At 44.8% G+C, this 20,382-nt stretch carries 11 protein-coding genes; 1 reads left to right on the forward strand and 10 read right to left on the reverse strand.

Annotated features, from left to right (window positions below; translation table 11 throughout):
* Positions 1–618 precede the first annotated feature (618 nt).
* Positions 619–2,031, reverse strand: coding sequence for a glycoside hydrolase family 125 protein (locus ABIX36_RS03280; protein ID WP_348080731.1), 1,413 nt, complete (start codon positions 2,029–2,031; stop codon positions 619–621).
* A 13-nt stretch (positions 2,032–2,044) separates the two neighbouring features.
* The gene (locus ABIX36_RS03285; RefSeq protein ID WP_348080732.1) at positions 2,045–4,324 is read right to left on the reverse strand and encodes a GH92 family glycosyl hydrolase; all 2,280 of its coding nucleotides are present in this window, start codon (positions 4,322–4,324) and stop codon (positions 2,045–2,047) included.
* A gap of 310 nt (positions 4,325–4,634) precedes the next feature.
* Here ABIX36_RS03285 and ABIX36_RS03290 point away from each other — a divergent pair, with 310 nt between their 5' ends.
* Positions 4,635–8,813 (forward strand): two-component regulator propeller domain-containing protein, encoded by a 4,179-nt coding sequence (locus ABIX36_RS03290; protein WP_348080733.1) that lies wholly within the window; start codon positions 4,635–4,637, stop codon positions 8,811–8,813.
* Positions 8,814–8,829: 16 nt separating this feature from the next.
* On the opposite strand, the gene ABIX36_RS03295 is transcribed toward ABIX36_RS03290, so the two are convergent.
* The 8 genes from ABIX36_RS03295 to istA form a co-directional block, all read right to left on the reverse strand.
* A complete protein-coding gene (locus ABIX36_RS03295; protein WP_348080734.1) occupies positions 8,830–9,870 on the reverse strand; it encodes a hypothetical protein in 1,041 nt (346 codons plus the stop codon).
* A gap of 16 nt (positions 9,871–9,886) precedes the next feature.
* Complete coding sequence (locus ABIX36_RS03300) at positions 9,887–11,869, reverse strand: sialate O-acetylesterase (protein ID WP_348080735.1); 1,983 nt, start codon at positions 11,867–11,869, stop codon at positions 9,887–9,889.
* A gap of 12 nt (positions 11,870–11,881) precedes the next feature.
* A complete protein-coding gene (locus tag ABIX36_RS03305) occupies positions 11,882–12,571 on the reverse strand; it encodes a GDSL-type esterase/lipase family protein (RefSeq protein WP_348080736.1) in 690 nt (229 codons plus the stop codon).
* A gap of 330 nt (positions 12,572–12,901) precedes the next feature.
* A complete protein-coding gene (locus ABIX36_RS03310) occupies positions 12,902–14,449 on the reverse strand; it encodes a family 43 glycosylhydrolase (RefSeq protein WP_348080737.1) in 1,548 nt (515 codons plus the stop codon).
* A gap of 153 nt (positions 14,450–14,602) precedes the next feature.
* Positions 14,603–16,156 (reverse strand): glycoside hydrolase family 76 protein, encoded by a 1,554-nt coding sequence (locus tag ABIX36_RS03315; RefSeq protein WP_348080738.1) that lies wholly within the window; start codon positions 16,154–16,156, stop codon positions 14,603–14,605.
* Between the two features lie 552 nt (positions 16,157–16,708).
* Positions 16,709–17,737 (reverse strand): recombinase family protein, encoded by a 1,029-nt coding sequence (locus ABIX36_RS03320; protein WP_348080739.1) that lies wholly within the window; start codon positions 17,735–17,737, stop codon positions 16,709–16,711.
* A gap of 159 nt (positions 17,738–17,896) precedes the next feature.
* Complete coding sequence (gene istB, locus ABIX36_RS03325) at positions 17,897–18,646, reverse strand: IS21-like element helper ATPase IstB (RefSeq protein WP_348080740.1); 750 nt, start codon at positions 18,644–18,646, stop codon at positions 17,897–17,899.
* A 20-nt stretch (positions 18,647–18,666) separates the two neighbouring features.
* On the reverse strand, positions 18,667–20,199 hold the full coding sequence (gene istA / locus ABIX36_RS03330; RefSeq protein ID WP_348080741.1) for an IS21 family transposase: 1,533 nt from the start codon (positions 20,197–20,199) through the stop codon (positions 18,667–18,669).
* Between the last annotated feature and the right edge of the window lie 183 nt (positions 20,200–20,382).

A 20,382-nucleotide genomic window follows, 5' to 3' on the forward strand; every position in this document is an offset into this window, starting at 1 on the left:
AGGTTGATTTAATTGAGGTTAATGGTTTTGTTCTCTGGTTTTTAAGCATTGGTTTTATAGGTTATTAATTGGGTTACTATTGGCTTTTTCTCCGAACTATAAGCCCCTGTTTTACACTTTGCAAAGCATTTCACCATCGGTTTACCTGGCAGATATTGTGTTGCAGAAGGTTTGTAAAAAAGGGCAGTATTTACCCGGTATTTGTTTATTACTGTAATTGGCTGGGACAAATAACCCGCTTAATTGAAGCGGGAGGTTGCCATGACATACATTTTTCTTGACATGAAATGCATTTAATGCACACGAATGGGATAATTGGGGTTATTAGTTTACTTCGCCCATAAAAAAAACCCTGCAGAGGCAGAATTTCAATTTTATTTGAGTTAAATACCCGGGTTAATACTGTTTAGACTGATAAACAAATTCGACGTATTCCCAACATGAGCCGTATACTTTTATTTGTGGATGAGCGATGTAAGCTTGCTACAGGTACAACAAAAAAGCGCCCCGGATCTCATCCCGGGGCGCGATAGGGCTAATCAACTAAACAAGCCAGTCCCTCGCTGGCCAAAAATTAAACCTGTTGCTGATGGAGCAAGAGGATTAAGTGTACTTTTTCTAAGCCAGCAGATGGGGCTTGGTAGTGTAGGTTTCCCAAAGCAACTCACCAAACAGCGTGTTGGCCCAGGCAAACCATTTGCGTGTGAAATTCTTTGCATCGTTCTTGTTGAACGATTCGTGCATAAAGCCGGTACCTCCGTGTGTTTTTCGCAATTGCTCAATGCAAGCCTTTATCTCTGCATCATCTTTACTGGTTAAGGCCAGCACGGTGATGCTTATCGGCCAAATCATATCCTTGCCGGCATGCGGGCCGCCTATACCTTCGCCCGCTGTCCCTTTAAAAAAGAAGGGGTTATTAAGCGACCAGAGCATTTTGCGGGTATTGATATAAACCGGATCGGTGTTCTCTATCGCGTTTAAATAAGGCATGGCTAACAAGCTGGGCACGTTGGCATCGTCCATCAAATTAAAGCTACCAAAACCGTTTACCTCGTAAGCATATACCTTGCCGTATTGCGGGGTATCTATTACGGCGTGTTGTTTCAGCGCGGCATCCACCTCGTTGGCCAACGTCAGTAATTTAGCAGAAAGCGCTTCGTCCTTCAATATCGCCTTTACCATTTCTGATGATTGCTTTAAACTTACCACTGCGAAAAAATTTGAAGGGATAAGGTAGGAATACACCGTGGCATCATCGCTTGGGCGGAAGGACGAGCAGATGAGCCCTACGGGTTTTACCGGGTAGCCATAACCATTCATCGGTACGCCGTCGGTAGCCCAGGCGGTTTTACGCTGGAAGGAATACGGACCGTCGTTGTCCTTGCGCTGCTGCTCCTTAAAGGTTTTCAGCACGTTTTGGATAGCGGCTTTCCAGTTAGCATCAAAGGGGGATGTGTCACCGGTAAGTTTCCAGTATTTATAGGCCAAACGGATGGGATAACAAAGCGAATCGATCTCCCATTTACGCTCGTGCAACCCCGGTTTCATCTTGGTCAGGTCGTCCTTCCACTCGCTTTCCTTGGTGGTATCATCATAAAAAGCATTGGCGTACGGGTCGAAGTTGATGCATTTGGTTTGGCGGTTTATAACGCCTGCTACCAGGCTTTTCAGCTCGGCATCTTTATTAATGAAGGCAATATAGGGCCAAACCTGCGCACTGCTGTCGCGCAGCCACATGGCATCTATATCGCCAGTAATCACGTAGGTATCCGGCTTGCCAATTACATTTTTATAGGTCACCGTAGTATCCAGCGTGTTGGGGAAGCAGTTCTCGAAAAGCCAGCCCAGTTCGGGGTTCTTTACTTTCGCTTTAAATTCCTTTATCGCTGCTTCTACCGCTTTACTGGTAAATTTACGCTGCGCTGCAGGCACCCGCACTATTGGGTAAGTATCTGCTGCTAACGATAGTTTGCTCATCAATACGCCTGCACTTAGCATGGCGGTGCTGCCAATAAATTGTCTTCTTTTCATAGATCTTTGATAACTATTTCTGGTTTGATAATGAGTACGGCGCATTTGCAGGCGCAATTCCCCGTCGTTTATTAGGCGTGGCCGACATATTGAAGTTGATAACGCCACCTTTTAATAGGTCCGAATGATCTAAAAAGTTGTTTTTATAAACTTTGCCATTGTAGTTAACCACATTTATATACTTATTTTCTTCGCTGTTGTTAGGTGCATTTAAAACAAGGGTTTTACCATTCTCCAAATTGATAGTCATCTTTTTAAATAGCGGGGTACCCAGCACATACTGGTTGCTGGTTGGGCATACCGGGTAAAAACCCATCGCCGAAAATACGTACCATGCCGATGTTTGGCCGTTATCCTCGTCGCCGCAATAACCGTCCGGCGCAGCGTTGTATAATCTTTTCATCGCCTCGCGTACCCAATACTGGCTTTTCCATGGTTCGCCGGCAAAATTGTACAGGTATATCATATGCTGTATAGGCTGGTTACCGTGGGCATACTGGCCCATGTGCGCAATTTGCATTTCGCGCATTTCGTGTATCACGCCGCCATTGTACTCATTATCTCCAAATATGGGCGGCGCTGTAAATACCGAATCGAGCTTACTCACAAACCTTTTGTTACCACCTATTAGATTTACCAAGCCCTGCACATCATGAAAAACCGACCAGGTATAATGCCAGCTATTCCCCTCGATGAACGCCCCACCCCACTTGTAAGGGCTAAACGGCTTTTCAAAACTACCATCAAGGTTTCGGCCACGCATAAACCCTGTTGATGGGTCGAAAACGTTTTTATAGTTGCGGCTGCGTTTTTTGTAAATATCGGTTTCGGCTGCCGGCCTGTTCAATGCTTTGCCTAATTGATAGATGGAAAAATCATCATAAGCATATTCCAGCGTGCGGGCGGCGCTCTCACCCATTTTATCCCGCGGGATGTATCCTATTGTATTATAATAATCTACGCCCTTGCGGCCCGTTGCATTTGGCCCGGCATTATTGGCTCCGTGTAGAAGCGCCTCATATAACTTATTAATATCATAGCCGCGTACGCCTTTCAGGTAAGCATCAGCCACAACCGATGCCGAGTTGTTGCCCAACATAATGTCAGCATAGGCCGGGCTGCTCCACTCGGGCAGCCATCCGCCTTCTTTATACGCATTTATCAAACCCTCCTGCATCTCTTTATCTACTGAGGGGTAAACCAAGTTCAGGAATGGATAAAGTGCCCGGAAGGTATCCCAAAAGCCGGTACCCGCAAACATATAGCCCGGAGTGGTATTGCCCGTGTACGGACTCCAGTGAACAATTTTATTCTCTGCATTTATCTCGTACATTTTATTCGGAAAAAACAACATTCGGTAAAGGCATGAATAAAAAGTACGTGTTTGGTCTACGGTGCCGCCGGAAACTGTAATATGGTTTAGCGTTTTGTTCCAGGTATCTTTCGCTTTGCGTTTAGTAACATCGAAGCTATCGTTGCCTTGTTCGCGTTTCAAATTCAGTTCGGCCTGCTCAAAACTGATAAAAGAAGAGGCTACCCGCAAATGCACCTGTTCCCCACCTGTAGTTTTAAAGCCAATAACCGCCAGTGAGCGTTTTGAATGCAGCTCCAGCGAATCTGTTAAAACTGTATCTTTGTAAGTGCGCGATACGGTAAAATCTTTATCTACATATATAATAAAGTAGTTTTTAAAGTTTGGCAGTGGCCCGCGTGAGTATTTAGTAGAGTAGCCTATTATTTTTCTCTCTCCCGGTATTATCTGTACGTAAGAAGCTTTATCTAATGCATCCACCACAATAAAAGAACTATCGCTTTTGGGGAAAGTAAACCTAAATTGCGCCGAGCGCTCGGTGGGGGTTATCTCGGTAGTTACATCATGGTCGGCCAGGTAAACGCTATAGTAGTAAGGTTTTGCAACCTCCGCCTTGTGTGAGAACCAACTTGCACGCTTATCTTCGGTATTTTTAAAATGTTTGGTTAGCGGCATAATAGAAAACTGCCCGTAATCATTCATCCATGGCGACGGCTGGTGGGTTTGCTTAAACCCGCGTATTTTATGCGCATCGTAAGTGTAAATCCATCCATCGCTCATGCCGCCGGTTTGCGGCACCCAAGTGTTCATGCCCCAGGGCAATGCAATTGCCGGGTAAGTGTTTCCGTTAGAAAGATCGAATTTTGAATCGGTACCCATAAGCGGGTTTATCCACTCAACAGGGTCGGTTACGGTGTTTACCTGTTGCGCAAAGGTATTGCCGGCCACAAGCATGGCCGCAAAAAGTAATAGTTTTTTCATAAATAAGTTTATAGCGGCGGCTTGCGCTTTATAAGGAAACCAGTTGGATATCAATGATACAAAGAACCCTATTTAATCATTTTGCCAGCTTGTCAAATCGTACATATTAGTTTACGTGGCGTACATTTAATTATTGCCGAATGCTATTATTCCACATATAAAGCCATTTTTGCTCTTGTTAAATATAACAGGCCAAAAACAGGTGCGGGCGGTTTACCAATTATTAACACCAACCTTTTATTAATTTTAACCTATAAAAAACTGCCTGCTTCGGCGCTTTTTTTCTATTATTACTTGAATTTTAGCTTAAATGAAAATTAAAGACCCGATCTGGTTTTTTAGCTGTTGCAGTGCAAGGGCACTTCTTTTTTTACTTATTGCGATCGTTATCGCTCCGCGGTTTGGGAACTGCCAACCGTATCCTTATAAATTTAGCTACCTCACGGTTGACGAAGGGCTTTCGCATACCGATGCCAACGATATTGCGCAGGATAAACAAGGCTACATTTGGGTAGGCACCTACTTTGGGCTCGACAGGTTCGACGGTTATTCGGTAAAAAAATACTATAATAATAACGTACCGATAAATAACGCCTTTAAAAACCGCATAAGTTGTATTTACCCGGACGGCGATGGAAATATATGGATAGGCACCGAGGGTGGGCTACAATGCTTTAATTCCAGAACAGAGAAGTATACCGATTATGCCGAGCTCAAAAAAATCGGGCCTACCACCTTTGGTAAACTATATAAGCCGGCAGGCAACCTCATATATGGTTATACCAATAACCAATTTAAAGTATACAAGATTAGCGGGAACAGCATGGAGGAACAACCGCTTACGTTTCCGCCGGGCGTTCATTTCTCAGCGATGGAACCTGATAGAAATGGTGTGCTCCATTTATCAAGCAACCAAGGGGTTTGGGTGATTGATAAAACCGGCAAGTTTAAAAGGATTGCCATAACAGGACTTAACGGCCAAAACCTCAGGCGTGTGTATTTTGACAACCGCAACAATATGCTGCTATCCATAGGCAATAAAGTATTACAGATAGAAAAAAAACAGGGGATTGACGGTACAGTATTAACGGTGGGCAAACAATTTATATGCACAGGCTACCGGGATGTACGCAATATAGTAAGAGACAGTAAACTCGATTATTGGATAAGCACCGGGGAAGTACTCTTTAGGCTGGATAGCAATTTAAACTTTATCCAACTGGTAAACGCGCAAAGTTCGTCTCATAGTTTAAATTCAAACTCGTTGAGCAAAGTTTTTATTGACCGTACCGACTGTTTATGGGTATGTACTTTTGGCGGCGGGCTAAACTATTGTGATTTGAACGAAAAGTTATTTTACACGCTCCAGCACAACCCGGCAAATATCAATTCATTAAGCGGCAACCACATCCGCTCGGTATTTGCTGATGGCGATAACCTTTGGGTAGGTACCACGGCCAACGGGCTCAACAACTATAATTTAAAAACACAAAAGTTTACTTACTACAACACTTATAGCTCGCCATTAAGATTAAAAAACGATGTAGTTACAGCGCTCACACTTGATAACGATCGTAATTTATGGATAGGTAGTTCGTCTGGTATTGAAATTTTAAGGCCTGGCGGGAGAGAATTGTGGCGCCCTCCGGGTTATGAAAACTTCCCAACATACATCATCGATACTTTCGTGAAAGACTTTTATGGCAACATCTGGTTTGGAAACCACTCTGATAAGTTTGGCGTAATATGGAAGGACGAAAAGAACTACTACCACGTAAAGTACTACGGCGAAGGCTTTTTTATATTTGCAGACAAAAGCCGGCCGCAGTTACTTATCTCAAGCACCAATGGATTAAAGCGGGTAATATTCAATAAATACGGGGATATTACCCAAACTTTTCAATACAATGCATCGGCAAACCCTAATTCGCTAAGCTCTAACTACACCTACCCAATAAGCAAACAAAACGACAGTACTTATTGGATAGGCACTATCGGCGGCGGGTTAAACCGCCTGGTTTTAAACACAAATGCCTATACCATCAAAACATACGGAGATAGCTATGGTGTTTTTAAGGATGTGGAAAGCATGGAGATTGATGATGCCGGTAACATTTGGATGGGTGGCAACGGGTTGGAATGCCTTAACCCATTTACCGGGAAACTCATAAGATATGATAAGAACGACGGGTTACAAAGCAACAGTTTTAAGGTAGGTGCATCCGCTAAAGGCGAAGACGGGAGGCTATATTTTGGTGGCATAAACGGGCTAAACTACTTTAACCCCAGGCAGATAAGGGCCAATAGCATTGAGGCAAGGCCAGTGCTTACCGATATCCTGATCAACAACCAAAAGCCAAAGTACGGAGACCCGGGAACATCAGAAAACACTATAAAAGAAGCTATTGGCTATTGCAAAAATATTACGCTTAGTTACCTGCAAAATAATTTTATCATATTTTTCTCTTCTATGCACTTCGCCAACCCGTTAAAGTGCAAATACCGTTACAAACTGATAGGTTTTGATAAAGACTGGAAATTTACCGACGGGGAGAACCCCAGTGCAGCTTACAGCAACCTGGATTACAATAGCTACAAATTTGTGGTGGAAGCCACCAATAACGATGGGGTCTGGAGTAAGACGCAAACAGAAACTTCAATTACTATCACGCCCCCCTGGTGGAAATCTACAGTGGCAAAATTTCTCTACGTGTTGCTGGCACTCTCGGCACTGGCGGGCATTTATATTTACCAGGCGAGGTGGTACCGGTTAAAAAGAGAAATTGCCGTTGGTGCCGTAAATGAGAAAAAACGCGAGGAGATGCATATGCAGCGGGAAGAGCTTTACCAGCAGCAATTAATGTTTTTCACCAATGTTTCGCACGAGTTTCGCACGCCTCTAACCCTAATATTGGGGCCGCTGGAGAGTTTGATCAGCCAAAATAAAAATACTGCGCTCGATTATTCGTACCAATTAATGTATCGTAACGCCAAGCGGCTCATCAACCTTATCAGCGAGCTGATGAATTTTAAAAAGGTGGCCGACAGCATCATTAGGCTACAGGTACAGCCACTTGGCATTAACCAGTTTTGTAAAGATTTGGCTTGGGAGTTTCAAAATATGGCCGTAAGCAAGCGCATTAGTTTTGAATTTAAGGATCACACCGAAAACCCGTCCGCCCAGCCAATAACCGGTTATTTTGATGTGCAGATATTGGAGAAAATACTGTTTAACCTTTTAAACAACTCCTTTAAATACACCAATATGGGAGGCACGATCTCGTTTGAATTGTTTTATGATATGGCACAGTTCAAGCCATCATTCAACACCGGGTTTGAGCTTTTAAACAAAGAGCACAGGGCTAAAAAGTATATTTATTTCAGGGTTGCCGATAGCGGCATAGGTATTTCCAGCGATTCGATCACCCGGATATTCGATCGTTACTACCGCATTAGTAAAAACCACTTAGGCTCGGGCGTGGGGCTCTCCATCGTTAAAAGCCTCACCCAACTGCATAAAGGAGATATATATGTTTATAGTGACCGGTATAAGGGTACCGAGATTATTATCGGCATCCCCTGGGGCGAGGAAAATTACACTGATTCGGAAAAAAACGCTTCTGGTGTTGCCGTGGAAGCTCAACTGGAGGTGATTGACAATACAACATTACTGCCGTTGCCCGAGCAGGATAACCACGCTACTCCCCCCGCTTCAAAAACGCGCAAACATATTTTACTGGTAGAAGATAACCAGGAACTACGTACGTTTTTAAAACATGCGTTTGAAAATTATTATACCATTTACGAGGCCGAGGATGGCAATGAGGGCATTGAGATAGCTACCAAGAAGGTGCCCGATCTGATCATCAGCGATGTTATGATGCCGGGAATGAACGGGATAGAATTTTGCAAACTGATAAAAGAACAATTCGAAACCAGCCATATCCCGTTTGTCATCCTCTCGGCAAAGGATGCACTGGATACAAAAATCGAGGGGATGGAATCGGGTGCCGACTACTATTTCGCAAAACCATTGAGTGTTGACCTATTGCTGCTGACCGTTCATAATATATTTGAACAAGGCGAAAAATTGAAACAACGGTACACTAAAGATTACCTTTCCGACGCTACAGAACTGGTCCATTCCGAAAAAGATAAAGAGTTCCTGAATAATTTATTAAAGGTAATTGAGGATAACATGCAGGATCAAAATCTCGATGTAGATTTTCTGTGCGACCACCTCTACATCAGCCGTACCAAGCTTTATCAGAAGATAAAAAGCATATCCGGCCAATCTGTAGGGGAATTCATCAGAACCGTCCGCCTCAAAAAAGCTATCCAGATTATGACGCACGAAGATGTTGCCATGAACGAAGTTGCCGATCGGATAGGCCTGCAAAGCAACTCCAATTTTTCGCGGGCCTTTAAAAAGGAATATGGTAAATCGCCTTTGCAGTTTATGCAATCGTTAAAGAAGGTTAAAGCATAATTTAGCAAGGTTATTATTACTTTATATCACCAAAATGCACGTTTTCGGTTATACCATCAGGATTATTAAGTAATTGAATAGTAGTTGATGGCCCAAGGTTTAAAGGATAGGCCCATGAACGGAGCGCCCATACAATTTTCTTGCCGGGCGTAACCTCTATGGCCTGTACCGGAGGATTAGCGGCATCTACCCCGCCGTTCCATTGGTTAAACCAGTTATTGATGATAGTATTGCCATTAGGCAGGCGTAGCGCCAATTGCGGGTTGGTAAGTTTATAACCGGGTACGCCGGCTAAAGGATAATCCCATACGATAGTGCCGTTGCGGGCAATTTCCCGAACAAAGGCCTGGTTGCTGGCCACCAATATATTCCCGTTTTTTAAAGGTACGGCCGACCACACGCTGGGCACATCTATTGACAAAAGCTCCTTTCCGTTGCTATCGTACTCGCAAACCTTCCCCAGGTCCATGTGTGCCACTAACAGCGTGCCTGCCGCAGTTAACCTTGCGTGCCTTATTTGCCCGTGCGTGCCGCCTTTAAAGGGCAGCAAAAATTCTTTTTCAATTTTGTTGGTTAGTATGTTCATTACAAATACTTTGGCAGGGTTACCGTTTTGAACAAACACTACCCGATCTGCGCCTATCGGCTGGGCCGTGTGCGTTTCAAAACCTTCGGGGGCATCATAGTTCCAAAGCACTTTTTTATTTTTATCGATAAGTGTGATGCCAAACTGGTGGGCAAACAAAACATTCCCGTTAGCCATTAATATTGCATCGCTTATTTCGCCCTTCCCTGTTGTATCAATGTACGACCAGGCGATCTTGCCTTTACGCACAATGTACATATTACGCGCCTTCCCCTCTCCCGCATAAAAAAAATCAAATTGCGCGGCACCTCTCCCGGGCAGCACCTTTGGCGCAACAACTTTTTCCGCATCGGGCGGGTTCGTTTGCTGGGCAAATGCCCGGTTAAGGCCTATCGCCATTAATATAATGAAGAACGGTTTTAAGCCTAAGCTTTTTGAGCTGCCATAATTTGAGGTTTGTATACTTTTCATGTGCATCAATTAGGTATTATTCTGATGTAAAGGTTGCTGCCGGCAAGCCTTCTTTATTAAATAAACTTGCGCTGCTGCCATCGCTCCAGGCGTACCTTACGTAAACCGGGGCAGTAATTATAGAACTGCTCACCACTACTTTATTACCAACTATAGTAGCATCCGCCTTTACAAACACCTTATCGGCACCCGCTATTTCAAAATTATTGAGCCCCGAAGGTGAAGCAAGTAAACCGGTACCAACCGACTCAAATTTGATGATAAGTTTGCCATCTTCTGCCTCAACGCTTTTATACAACGGCCCTGACGCTACCAAACTTTTTTCTCCGTATTCATATTTCAAGGCAAAGTTTGCGAGCCTGTCGCCTACCTGCTGCTTAAAGGGCGGGTGTGCTGTTTTTAGGTAGCCAATATCCAAAGTAGTTACCATGCCGGTTTGGGGCAAGGCTAATGCATACCGCTGGGCATCTCTTAGTTTTTGAGATTGTTCTTTTTGGTCAGTCGCACTGTAAAGGTAGGGTGCAAGCTGCACAAAGTAGAAGGGCAACCGATGGCCCCATTTACCCCGCCAATCCGCTATCATAGCTGGGAAAAGCCGCTTATACTGCTCCGCCCTGCCTACGTTCGATTCGCCTTGGTACCATATTACCCCCTTTACCGTAAAAGGTAAAAGGGGGCTTATCATGGCATTAAAAAGCACTGTAGGGTTATTACTATTTATCTTATCCAATTGCGGCCTTTCGGAAACCTTTGCTTGCAGCCCGTAAGTGTAAAACTTGTTATTAAGCAACTCGGCCACCAGCCGGAATTTCCAATTGCCTTGTACAGAGATGCTATCGCCCCTGTTGTTCACAAAATACATAGCACCCGTAACCGATCCGGGCCCGCCTGTATCAATTACCCTGATGGCAACGATATTACTCCCTTTTTTGAGTAATTGCGCCGGGATGGTAATTACTCTTGCAGCATTGGCAGCGCCATTGCCTACCAGGCCGCCGACATAACTACCATTAATAAATACCCAGTCCATATCGTCAACCGCGTCTATTTTTAATGTGTAGGTGGTAGTGATATCGTCAACAAAAAATTCTTTCCTTAACCAGACTGCACCGTCAAATTCAACTGACTTTACGCGGTCCACCCGTCCTGGAAGTTTAATGGCCGTCCAACCCGTATCGTCGAAGCCGACCGTTGCGGCGCTTTCATCACCAAAACTGATACTCTTCCACTGGTCATTGGTTTTGGGCACGCCCTGCACCGGCCATTTTTTAAACCAGCTTTCGGTTGCGGATTGAGCGCCTGCCAACCCATCTATGGTACGGTCAAAATCGCCTAGCTTTTTTAGTGACTCTTTGCTGGTCCAGGCCTCAGCAGGCGTTCCACCTATCGACGATTGAATAATGCCTATAGGCACCTTAAGTTTATGCTGCAGTTTACGGGCATAAAAATAGGCTGTCGCGCTAAAATCGCCTGCAGTTTGGGGCGATGTGCCGAGCCATTTGCCGCCGATAGAGTCCGAAGGGCTTACCGCGATACCAAAGGGGACTTTAAAAAACCTGATATCGGGGTATTTAGCATTATTGATCTCCTGTTTTGAGTTAAAGATGGTATCGCCCGGTGGCCAGCCCTTTAACGGGATATCCATGTTACTTTGTCCCGAGGCCAGCCAAACCTCGCCAATAAGTACGTCGTTGAGGCTGATTTTGCTATTAGCTGTTTTTATCTGGATGGTGTAAGGGCCGCCGGCCTGCGGAGTGGCCAGTTTTGCCTTCCAATTTCCGTTAGCATCCGTGGTGGTTGAAACGTTCCTGCCCCAACCGGCAACGATATTTACCATTTGGCCGGCAGATGCCTTGCCCCATATATTAACCCGCTGCTTCTGTTGAAGCACCATTTGATCTGAAAACAATGGCGATAAGCTCAATTGCGGCGTTGGATTTGATTGCGGGAAAGCACTCAACCCGAGCAGCGATGCGGCTAAAAAAATCAAGTATCTCATGGTATGTGATGGCTACCGCTGCTTTTTTTTCAATGCTGCATTAATAGCCTGTTCTGCCAAAGGCTCCATGGCTTTGTAACCATTAAGGTTGGGATGCACATCATCCTTAGCCAGGTTGGCAAGCATGCCACCATTCGAAACAGACATGGCGGTGAAATAATCGAGATAAATAAAGCCATTTTCTTCGGCGTAGGCTTTGATCATTTGGTTTATGGCTTTCACCTGCGGTTGCGGATCTATAGCGTGCCGCCACGGCAGCGTGCGGGCAGGCAATAAAGATGATAGTACCACCTTAATATGGCTCGCCCTGGCCAGTTGCGACATGGATACGATGTTGCCAAAAATATCCTCTAATTTTGATGGGCCGTTGTTTTGGGCGATATCATTTATACCGGCTAAAATAAAAACCACCACCGGTTTTAAGTTAATCACATCTTCGCGGAAACGCAGCAGCATCTGGCCGGTTGTTTGCCCGCTTATCCCGCGATCGAAATACGGTTTGCCTGCAAAAAAGGTGGAGTCGTTATCGATCCAAAAATCGGTTATAGAATCGCCCATGTATATTACTCTTTTTTCACCGGTTGCAGGTGGCGGCACTTTGCTGTTGGCATCGGCATAGTGCTTAATATTGGCCCAGTCCTGCGCCTTTAGGGATCCGTTGGTGAAAATTAACAACAGGGCAATTAAAATCTTTTTTATCATATAATGGTTTAGCAAGTTTCTAAAGGAACTTATAGTTGATACCGGTTTATTGGAAAGCCCGTGCACGGCTAATACAAATAACTATAAATATTTATTTGGGGCTATTTAAAATCGTTCATTTTTTTTTACCGTTCGTACTTATTATTACCGTAATAATTCAGTAAAATAAAAACTGGTTTGCCATATCCAATTAAAGAGCAGGCCTAAATATTTTCAATTGTAACGTTTCATGATACCTCGCCTTTTTAGTTTAGGTTTCACATTAATATTTTCAAAAAGAGAGCCTGACCGAACGGATACGGCCAAGCTCTAAGCCTCAACTGTATTCAATCAATTTAGGCCCAGGTATTTGAAATCCCTAAATTTGACTTCCCCGTCACCGGTTGCAAACAGTGCCGGTTTTAAATACCCCCAGCCACCTAATATATTATGATGATATCCGGAGATCTCGGTGACAAAATCCATTCTTGTCCAATCTTTCCCATCTAAACTGTAATAACACAACAGATCATGGTGATCATTCACTAAACGAAGGTATACACTATCCTGCTTGATATCGGACACCATTCTTCCCCGATCGCCGTTATAAAGGCGGTAAATAGCATTATCTTTGAACTCCAGGCCGACATAATACTTTGAATTATAGTATAAAACCAAACCGCCTTTAGATTCACCTGTTCCTTTGGAAACATTTATCGTTACCTGGTATGAATTATTGGCCGGCATGATTGTAAGCGGCTGTGTATTCTGAATAGCGCTGCCTATGCCTTTTATGGAAAGCGTGTTATTACTGACCTTGAAATTCGAGCTGTTTTCGTTTTTCAGAATATTCCACTGGCTACCTAACCCGGTGCCCGCAAAATTATCTGAAAGGTGAAGGTCACTTGAAACAGCTTTACCAATCGGTTTTTTTAGGGGCTTAGCCGGGTCTGCATCTTTGGGTACCCGAAACCATCCGTCTTTAGTCCATTCGATAGGCAACAGAAGCACCTGTCTACCAAGCGCGCGGTTGGCAGCTTCAAAGCCATGAAAAATGATCCACCATTTTCCGTCAGGTGAATCAACCAGCGTGCCGTGCCCAATCGAGGCCCATTTATTGTTTCGGTCCCTATTTCTAACAATGGGGTTATTCGGGCTGTTTTCCCAGGGGCCGAACGGTGTTTTTGAGCGAGCGGACACCACCATATGACTGGTAGGAGGTCCTGCCGTACCACCCTCGGCAACCGTCATGTAATAGTACCCGTCTTTATAGGTAAGCTTCGGCGACTCCAGGCAAAAGCACTCCGTGATCCAATCTTTTGGGAACTGCCAGCCTTCGTATATTTTTTTAGCCGGTCCGGTTATACTTAGTCCGTCGGCGGCGAGCTGGGCCATTCGCCCATCGTTAAGGTTTAGATAACGTTTACCTTCTGGTGTCGCCACATGACCCGGGTCAATTCCGCCGATTTTCAGATCAACCTGTTTACTCCATGGCCCGGCCGGATCAGTAGCCGTAACCACCCAATTTGTTCCACCTGCCGGAAAATAGATATAAAACTTACCTTTAAACTTGATAATATCTGGTGCCCAGACACCGCCCACAAATTCCGCCAAAGCATTACCGATAGGCCGCCAGTTCACGAGGTCTTTGGAATGCCAGATCAGCAGGCCCGGTATGTTATCAAAGGATGAATGCGTCATATAATAATTATCACCATCACGCACTACAGAAGGATCGGCATAGTTACCTTTAAGTACCGGATTAAGAAAATATCCGTTTTGAAGGTCGGCTGAATAGGGATGATCAGCAGAGCCTGTATGCTTTTGGGGATTCTGAGCAAAAGCTATAAACGAGGTCAATAAAAAAATGCTGGCAAGTAAAAAATGTTTAAAGTTCATATCTGTTTTTTTGTGTAAAGGTTCCACAATGTGCCAATTATTATAAGTGAAAGAATCGCTGATCATCATTACTCAGACAAACGCAAAAATGACAAGCAATATTCGTCTGCCATTTGATAATTTTGGTAATAAGCGTCTTTTAAAATATTAATATCATGGCGCTACGAACTGCCACTGCTGATTAGTATCTCCCGAGGGTTTCCATTGGATTATTTTAGAGCCCTGAGCTGTGCCGGCGACATCTGCCGCTTTACCCGAATTGACAAAGATCATGCTGTAATAACCTGATGCGGGTGAAGAAAAGTAGAATTTGGAATTTCCGCCTCCATTGTAATCAAATAATACGACAGATGCATTATTGTCACCACTGTTGCCTGCCACGTTGATAGATCGACCGCTGCCCACGCCCTGTAACCGGTATAAACCTCCGCCGAGGCTGACAAGTGACCAGCGCTGGTGATTGCCGCCGCTATATCCCCAAACATCGAGTGCGGTGTTGTTAGCAGTTCCACCGCCTACGGCATCCAGGCTTAAACCGTTGTGTCGAGCGTTCAGCCTATAAGTACCCGTAGGAACCGATACGATCTCCTGTTCAGGCGTTACATTAAGCACCGTTACCAAACTGATGCAGTTCATGGCAAATTGTTCACCGGAAGGTGTCGGGTTACGCCAGTCATTATTGGCTATATTATAATCAGTACGCCTGTTGTTCCAGGCAGCAATACACTGACGAACAAGCCAAGGATAGTATTTGCTGCCTAAATTGTTTTCGCGGGCCAGTTTTGCAATGCCACGTGCACAAGCATCTGGTTCCTGGTTCATGACACCCCATTTGTTTACAACGAAATCAGCAGTCCGTATCACGTCATTCAGATATTGGGCATCGCTTGTTTGTTTGTATAGTGAAGCAGCTGCATTGACAAAAGATCCTTGATTATAAGAATTTTCTGAATATTGGATCGTTCCGTCGTTCACTTTTGCTTCATTTACCACACCTGTCGTAGTATTATAAATTCCGCTGCCTCGGAACCAGGAATAGATTTGTTTACTTTTATTAAGATAGTTGGCGTCCCCGGTGGCTTCATAAAGGAAAACACCGCTGATAATCATCGGGTTATTGGCAAGCGAGGCTTTGGTGTGCTTGTCCATGTTTTCCCAAAGGCCGCCACCTAAAACATTGTCCCAACCGCGGTTGAACGCAAAGTTCCAGTTATTTGCGGCGACTGTACTGTAGGTCAGATCTCCTGGCACTTTGTAAGCCCGTATCACTGCGATACATGCCCACGCGATATCATCCGTCCAGGAGTTCCATGACCAGTCATAGGTTTCCTTGTTTAAAAACGAGTTGGTCAGATCAATGATTGTTTGTTTGCGCGTTGGCGTAGGATTCCGCTCATACGCATCGATAAGACCAGTGATCATAAACGCCTGACCCCAAAAATAAGCTCTGTCCCGCTTAACAAGCCCATCGACAATGTAAGACTGGCCGCCTGTTTTGACAAGAAACGCGTTCAGGAAGCCGTCATATGCGGCATTTGCGTTCGCTAAAGGATTAATAGCATTGACAGCGTTGATGGTCAGTTTTCCGGCCGGAGCAGCCGGTTCATTTTTAATTGGTTCGGCCGTCTTTTTACAGGCAGTCAGCATCACTAAGACATTCAGAAGCCATACGATTTTCATCGTTGCTTTTCTGTTTGATTTTCTCATGATTTGGAGCATTGGTTATAAATGAATAATTGGTTGAAAAAAAGCGACACTTTGGAGCGTCAGCTAAGGCAACTTGGGCGATATAGTTCAAATAAATTGGGCGATACAAAGCAAGCACACAAAGGTCGCTATTAGATTGTCCGTTTGTACATATTTCAATACCAACCGTACATTTAAAATCGTTTTATATTATCGACATCCGCTTTTTAACAAATTTTAACAACCCGTTATCCACCCTATAAATCTGAGTATTACGAAAGTGATAAATATTAAGAAATGAGTCACCTTTTTGATTCCATACTTTGCGGAGCGAGACGTAACCTTTTCGAGACCTTCAATCTATCCGGGTAATTTCGGCGGCTACGCAATAGGAGATATGGCCTAAAATGTACCCTGCCACGTTGATCGTATAGTTCAATTTATTAACAGCAAATTTTTGACAAATAATACAACATGCTTATCTTTATATCACATTTGCAATGCGTTTGAACGCTGGTGAGGAATGCGGTGAGTGCGAAACAGAGCCGTTATAAGATATTGATTTTAAGACCGTTACAAGTATATAGATATTCCCCTACGGGCTACGGAAAGCGCAAGAGAGGCATAATTCAGTTCTAAAGCTGGTATGCCTCTTTTCGTTTTAAGCGTAACTTGTTTTAAATAAGCCAAATACAAAAACATGCTATTTATTCTCGGAGTTCGACACTGGTCGGTTTCCCGGTTGTATGAAATACCCTCCGGAAATATCAGGTTTTGCAATCTTTGCTTGGTACAGTAGTCTCCCGCAAGCCACTTTTTTGGCAGATTTATAGCTAAATCCATGGCCGTATTGATGCAACTATCAAGGTTCGACATTTCTAAACCTGGCTTTGAGAACTCTGTTTCCACTTCCTCTTTTTCCTCGTTGTATTTGGCTACATACTTGTAATACAACTCGCTCGGTATGTCTTCCGCCATCAGGCGTTCTTCCAGGCGTTCTATTTTCTTCTGTAATTCCGCAAGCTTTTGTTGCAGAACGACGCGCTGGTCCATGTATCCTAGGCAGCATTGGTTAAAGGTGGCGATGGCTTGCTGCTTGATGAGGTGCAGCGCGTCATTTGGAAAGTCCAGGGCAAACCAATCCAATATCTCCGCAAAGCGCTGATGTAACGCGTTGGCATTGCGATTGGTACAGCAGCCAACGGTAGAGCACTTGTAGTAATGGATGTTCTTCTTTTTCACAATGTAGCCCCGCAGCAATTGACCGCATTTCCCGCAGCGCAAGAATCGTTTCAGCGGGATATGGTCATTTTCCTCTTTGATGGTATAACCGTGCGTAGTTTCCGCCATGATGCCGTTTACTCGCAAAAACAGCTCCTGTGGCACCAATGCCTCGTGATTTCCGGCAATTACAGCGCCGTCGAGCATGTTGTGACTGATGACGCCGCAATAAAAAGGATTGCGGAATATCTTGCCGACGCGCTGATGGCATAGGGCAATGCCGTTCGATGCAAGCCGCTGACGGATTGCCTCACACGACAGATTCTCCTGTGACTTCCAGAGAAAGGCCTGGCGCAGTATTTTGCCCTTTGCGTTTATCACGATCGTTCGTTTGCCGTTTATGTTTACGCTGTCATGTTGTATATTATGGAGATAGTGACCACCCTGTTTCGGGCCAAATTGACCCAGGGGTTAGCTGACTTTTGGGTTGCAGCAAATGCTATAAAAGCACGTACAAAAATAGTTATTTAAAAGGTAATTTCATTGGTGGCTGTTTTCCGGTTCAACGCTACGCTTTCTTCTCATAGATTCTCCCTTTAGTTCGATACGGTGTGCATCATGAACGATCCTGTCCAGGATAGCATCAGCAACTGTTTTTTCACCGATCACTTCAAACCATTTACTGACTGGTAGCTGTGAAGTAATGATCAGCGAGGTCTTACCATGCCTGTCCTCAATGATCTCCATTAATGCCGCCCTGCTTTGAGCATCAAAAGGCTGGATGCCAAAGTCGTCGAGTATGAGCAATTGCTGTCTTTCGATCTTAGCCAGCTCTTTCATGTAGGAGCCATCCGCCTTAGCCATCTTCAGTTTAGCAAATAGTTTGGGCGTACTGGTGTACAATACCCGGTAGCCCAATACACAGGCCTGGTAACCCACAGCAGAAGCAATATAGCTTTTACCGATACCTGTACTCCCGGTGATCAGCAGGTTTTCGAAGCGGTCAACAAACGTACAATCCGCCAGGCGCATGATCTGGTTGCGGTCAATACTTCGGTCGGCATGATAATGAACATCTTCAATTGAAGCTTTATAGCGGAACCGGGCATATAGGATTGTGCGTTCAATACGCCTGTTCTGCCGGTCGTCCCATTCTGCATCTACCAGGTGGGCCAGCAGTTCATCTGCCGTGTAATCGTTTGTTTTACCGGTTTCCATGCTGCTTTTAAAGGCATGAAACATGCCGAAGAACTTCATCTTCCGCAGTTTGTCTAAGGTGCTTGTGTTCATGTTATTGTTGTTTTAAATGGTTATTTGTAATAGTCTTTTCCCCGGATATTATCATGGGTAGGCATGGGTAGCTCATCGGCAAATATGCTTTCCTCATAGTTGTCCATCTTGTTTTCCAATATGGTTTGTATCGTTTTATAGCTATAAAGGCCATAACTGAGCCCTCGCTGACAGGCCATTATTAACCGGTCGTTCCCTGCCTTTTTTGCAAAGCCAAGTACCCCCAGGCAGGATTTGTAAGCCTGTTCGGGGTGTTGTTTACGCTCCAGTATTTGAAGGATATATAGCCTGACATCTTCATGGATGGAGGCGGCCCAATTGAGGAACATATCTGGCGTCCAGTCACTTTTGAAGCGGTGAGCGCTGGCCATATGTTCTTTGTCGGTAGTATACCCGTAGGGGTTCTTTTCGCGCGGGTGCAAAGCGATACGCTCATAATTGGAGTAGATCTCTACAATAGTGCGGGAGTATAATAGCTTAACCCGCTTGCCGATGAAGCGGTAAGGCACACTGTAATAGTGTTTATCAGGGCCGAGATTGACATGGCCATTCTTGATCACCCTGGCATAGAAGTGCTTTTTGAACTGGTAACGCAATACAGGCAGCGGTGCCAGGGTCTGGCGCTCGATCTCTTCAAACTGTAGTTTCCTGCTGTAATTGCGCCCCTTGAGCAACTGGCTGTTATGGACTTCCAGGGCCTGCCAGATCGCCGTATTGAGTTCTGTTAAAGAATGGTAGATATGCTTGTTTAAAGGGGCGTATACCTTGGTATAAATGATCTTAACGGCGCCTTCTACTAATGCCTTGTCACGCGGGCGGTACGCCCGCGCTGGTAATATGGTAGTCCCATAATGGTCGGCGAAGTCTTCAAATGTTTCGTTAAGGGTTGGTTCATAGCGGCTGCTTTTGGTTACGGCCGCCTTCAGGTTATCCGGCACAATGGCGGCAGGAACGCCGCCGATAAAGTGCAGGGTATTCTCGCAGGCTGCGATAAAGTCTTCCTTTTGCTGGCTCATAACAGCCTCTACATAGGTGAGCTGGCTGGCCCCAAGGATTGCTACAAAGACTTCTACTTCAATGACTTCGCCGGTTTCCTTGTCCGTATAGCTCATCTTTTCACCCGCAAAATCAACGTATAGCTTGTCTCCGGCCTTGTGATCCATGTGCATGGTCGGGTTGACCCTGGTCTTCCATTGGTTGTAATACGTGCAAAACTGGGTGTACTTATAGCCGTCGGGAAACTCTTTGATATAGGCTTCCCACAGGAGCTGCCGGTTCATACCGGTCTTTTTGAGCTCTTTATCGACATGTGGAAAGCAGCGTAGCATGGATTGCATACGGCTGCTTGGCTGGTTGTTTTCCCTGGTCTTGCCGAAAATGTCTTCCAGTTCCTTATCATTCAGGCTATTAACTTCTTCAAAGGTAAAGCCGCTCTTCTTAAGGAGCGCCAGGTACTTTCTTACGGTATTCCGGGATGAATCAATCTGGGCAGCTATAAATCGCGTGCTGCGCCCCTGGCTGTTCATCCTTAAAATCTTTCTAATCTTACTCATGCTGATTGTCAAATTGGCCATCTTAGAACGGGTCTTTTGCCCTCAAAAGATGGTTGCTTCTACAGCATTTGCTACGCGTTTTGGTGGGTCAGTTTGCCCCGAAATGCCCTGGTCAGTTTGCCCCGAAACAGTGGGTCAGCTTGCGCCGAAATGGTGTGGTCTCATTCATCATAATCTCCAAAT

The sequence above is a fragment of the Mucilaginibacter sp. genome (genome assembly GCF_039925265.1).
Taxonomy (GTDB): Bacteria; Bacteroidota; Bacteroidia; order Sphingobacteriales; family Sphingobacteriaceae; genus Mucilaginibacter.

Bases quoted from the DNA above. Each gene is read 5' to 3' on its own strand.
- ABIX36_RS03280 (WP_348080731.1), bottom strand. From the start codon at position 2,031: ATGAAAAGAAGACAATTTATTGGCAGCACCGCCATGCTAAGTGCAGGC.
- ABIX36_RS03285 (WP_348080732.1), bottom strand. From the start codon at position 4,324: ATGAAAAAACTATTACTTTTTGCGGCCATGCTTGTGGCCGGCAATACC.
- ABIX36_RS03290 (WP_348080733.1), top strand. From the start codon at position 4,635: ATGAAAATTAAAGACCCGATCTGGTTTTTTAGCTGTTGCAGTGCAAGG.
- ABIX36_RS03295 (WP_348080734.1), bottom strand. From the start codon at position 9,870: ATGAAAAGTATACAAACCTCAAATTATGGCAGCTCAAAAAGCTTAGGC.
- ABIX36_RS03300 (WP_348080735.1), bottom strand. From the start codon at position 11,869: ATGAGATACTTGATTTTTTTAGCCGCATCGCTGCTCGGGTTGAGTGCT.
- ABIX36_RS03305 (WP_348080736.1), bottom strand. From the start codon at position 12,571: ATGATAAAAAAGATTTTAATTGCCCTGTTGTTAATTTTCACCAACGGA.
- ABIX36_RS03310 (WP_348080737.1), bottom strand. From the start codon at position 14,449: ATGAACTTTAAACATTTTTTACTTGCCAGCATTTTTTTATTGACCTCG.
- ABIX36_RS03315 (WP_348080738.1), bottom strand. From the start codon at position 16,156: ATGAGAAAATCAAACAGAAAAGCAACGATGAAAATCGTATGGCTTCTG.
- istB (WP_348080740.1), bottom strand. From the start codon at position 18,646: ATGAACACAAGCACCTTAGACAAACTGCGGAAGATGAAGTTCTTCGGC.
- istA (WP_348080741.1), bottom strand. From the start codon at position 20,199: ATGAGTAAGATTAGAAAGATTTTAAGGATGAACAGCCAGGGGCGCAGC.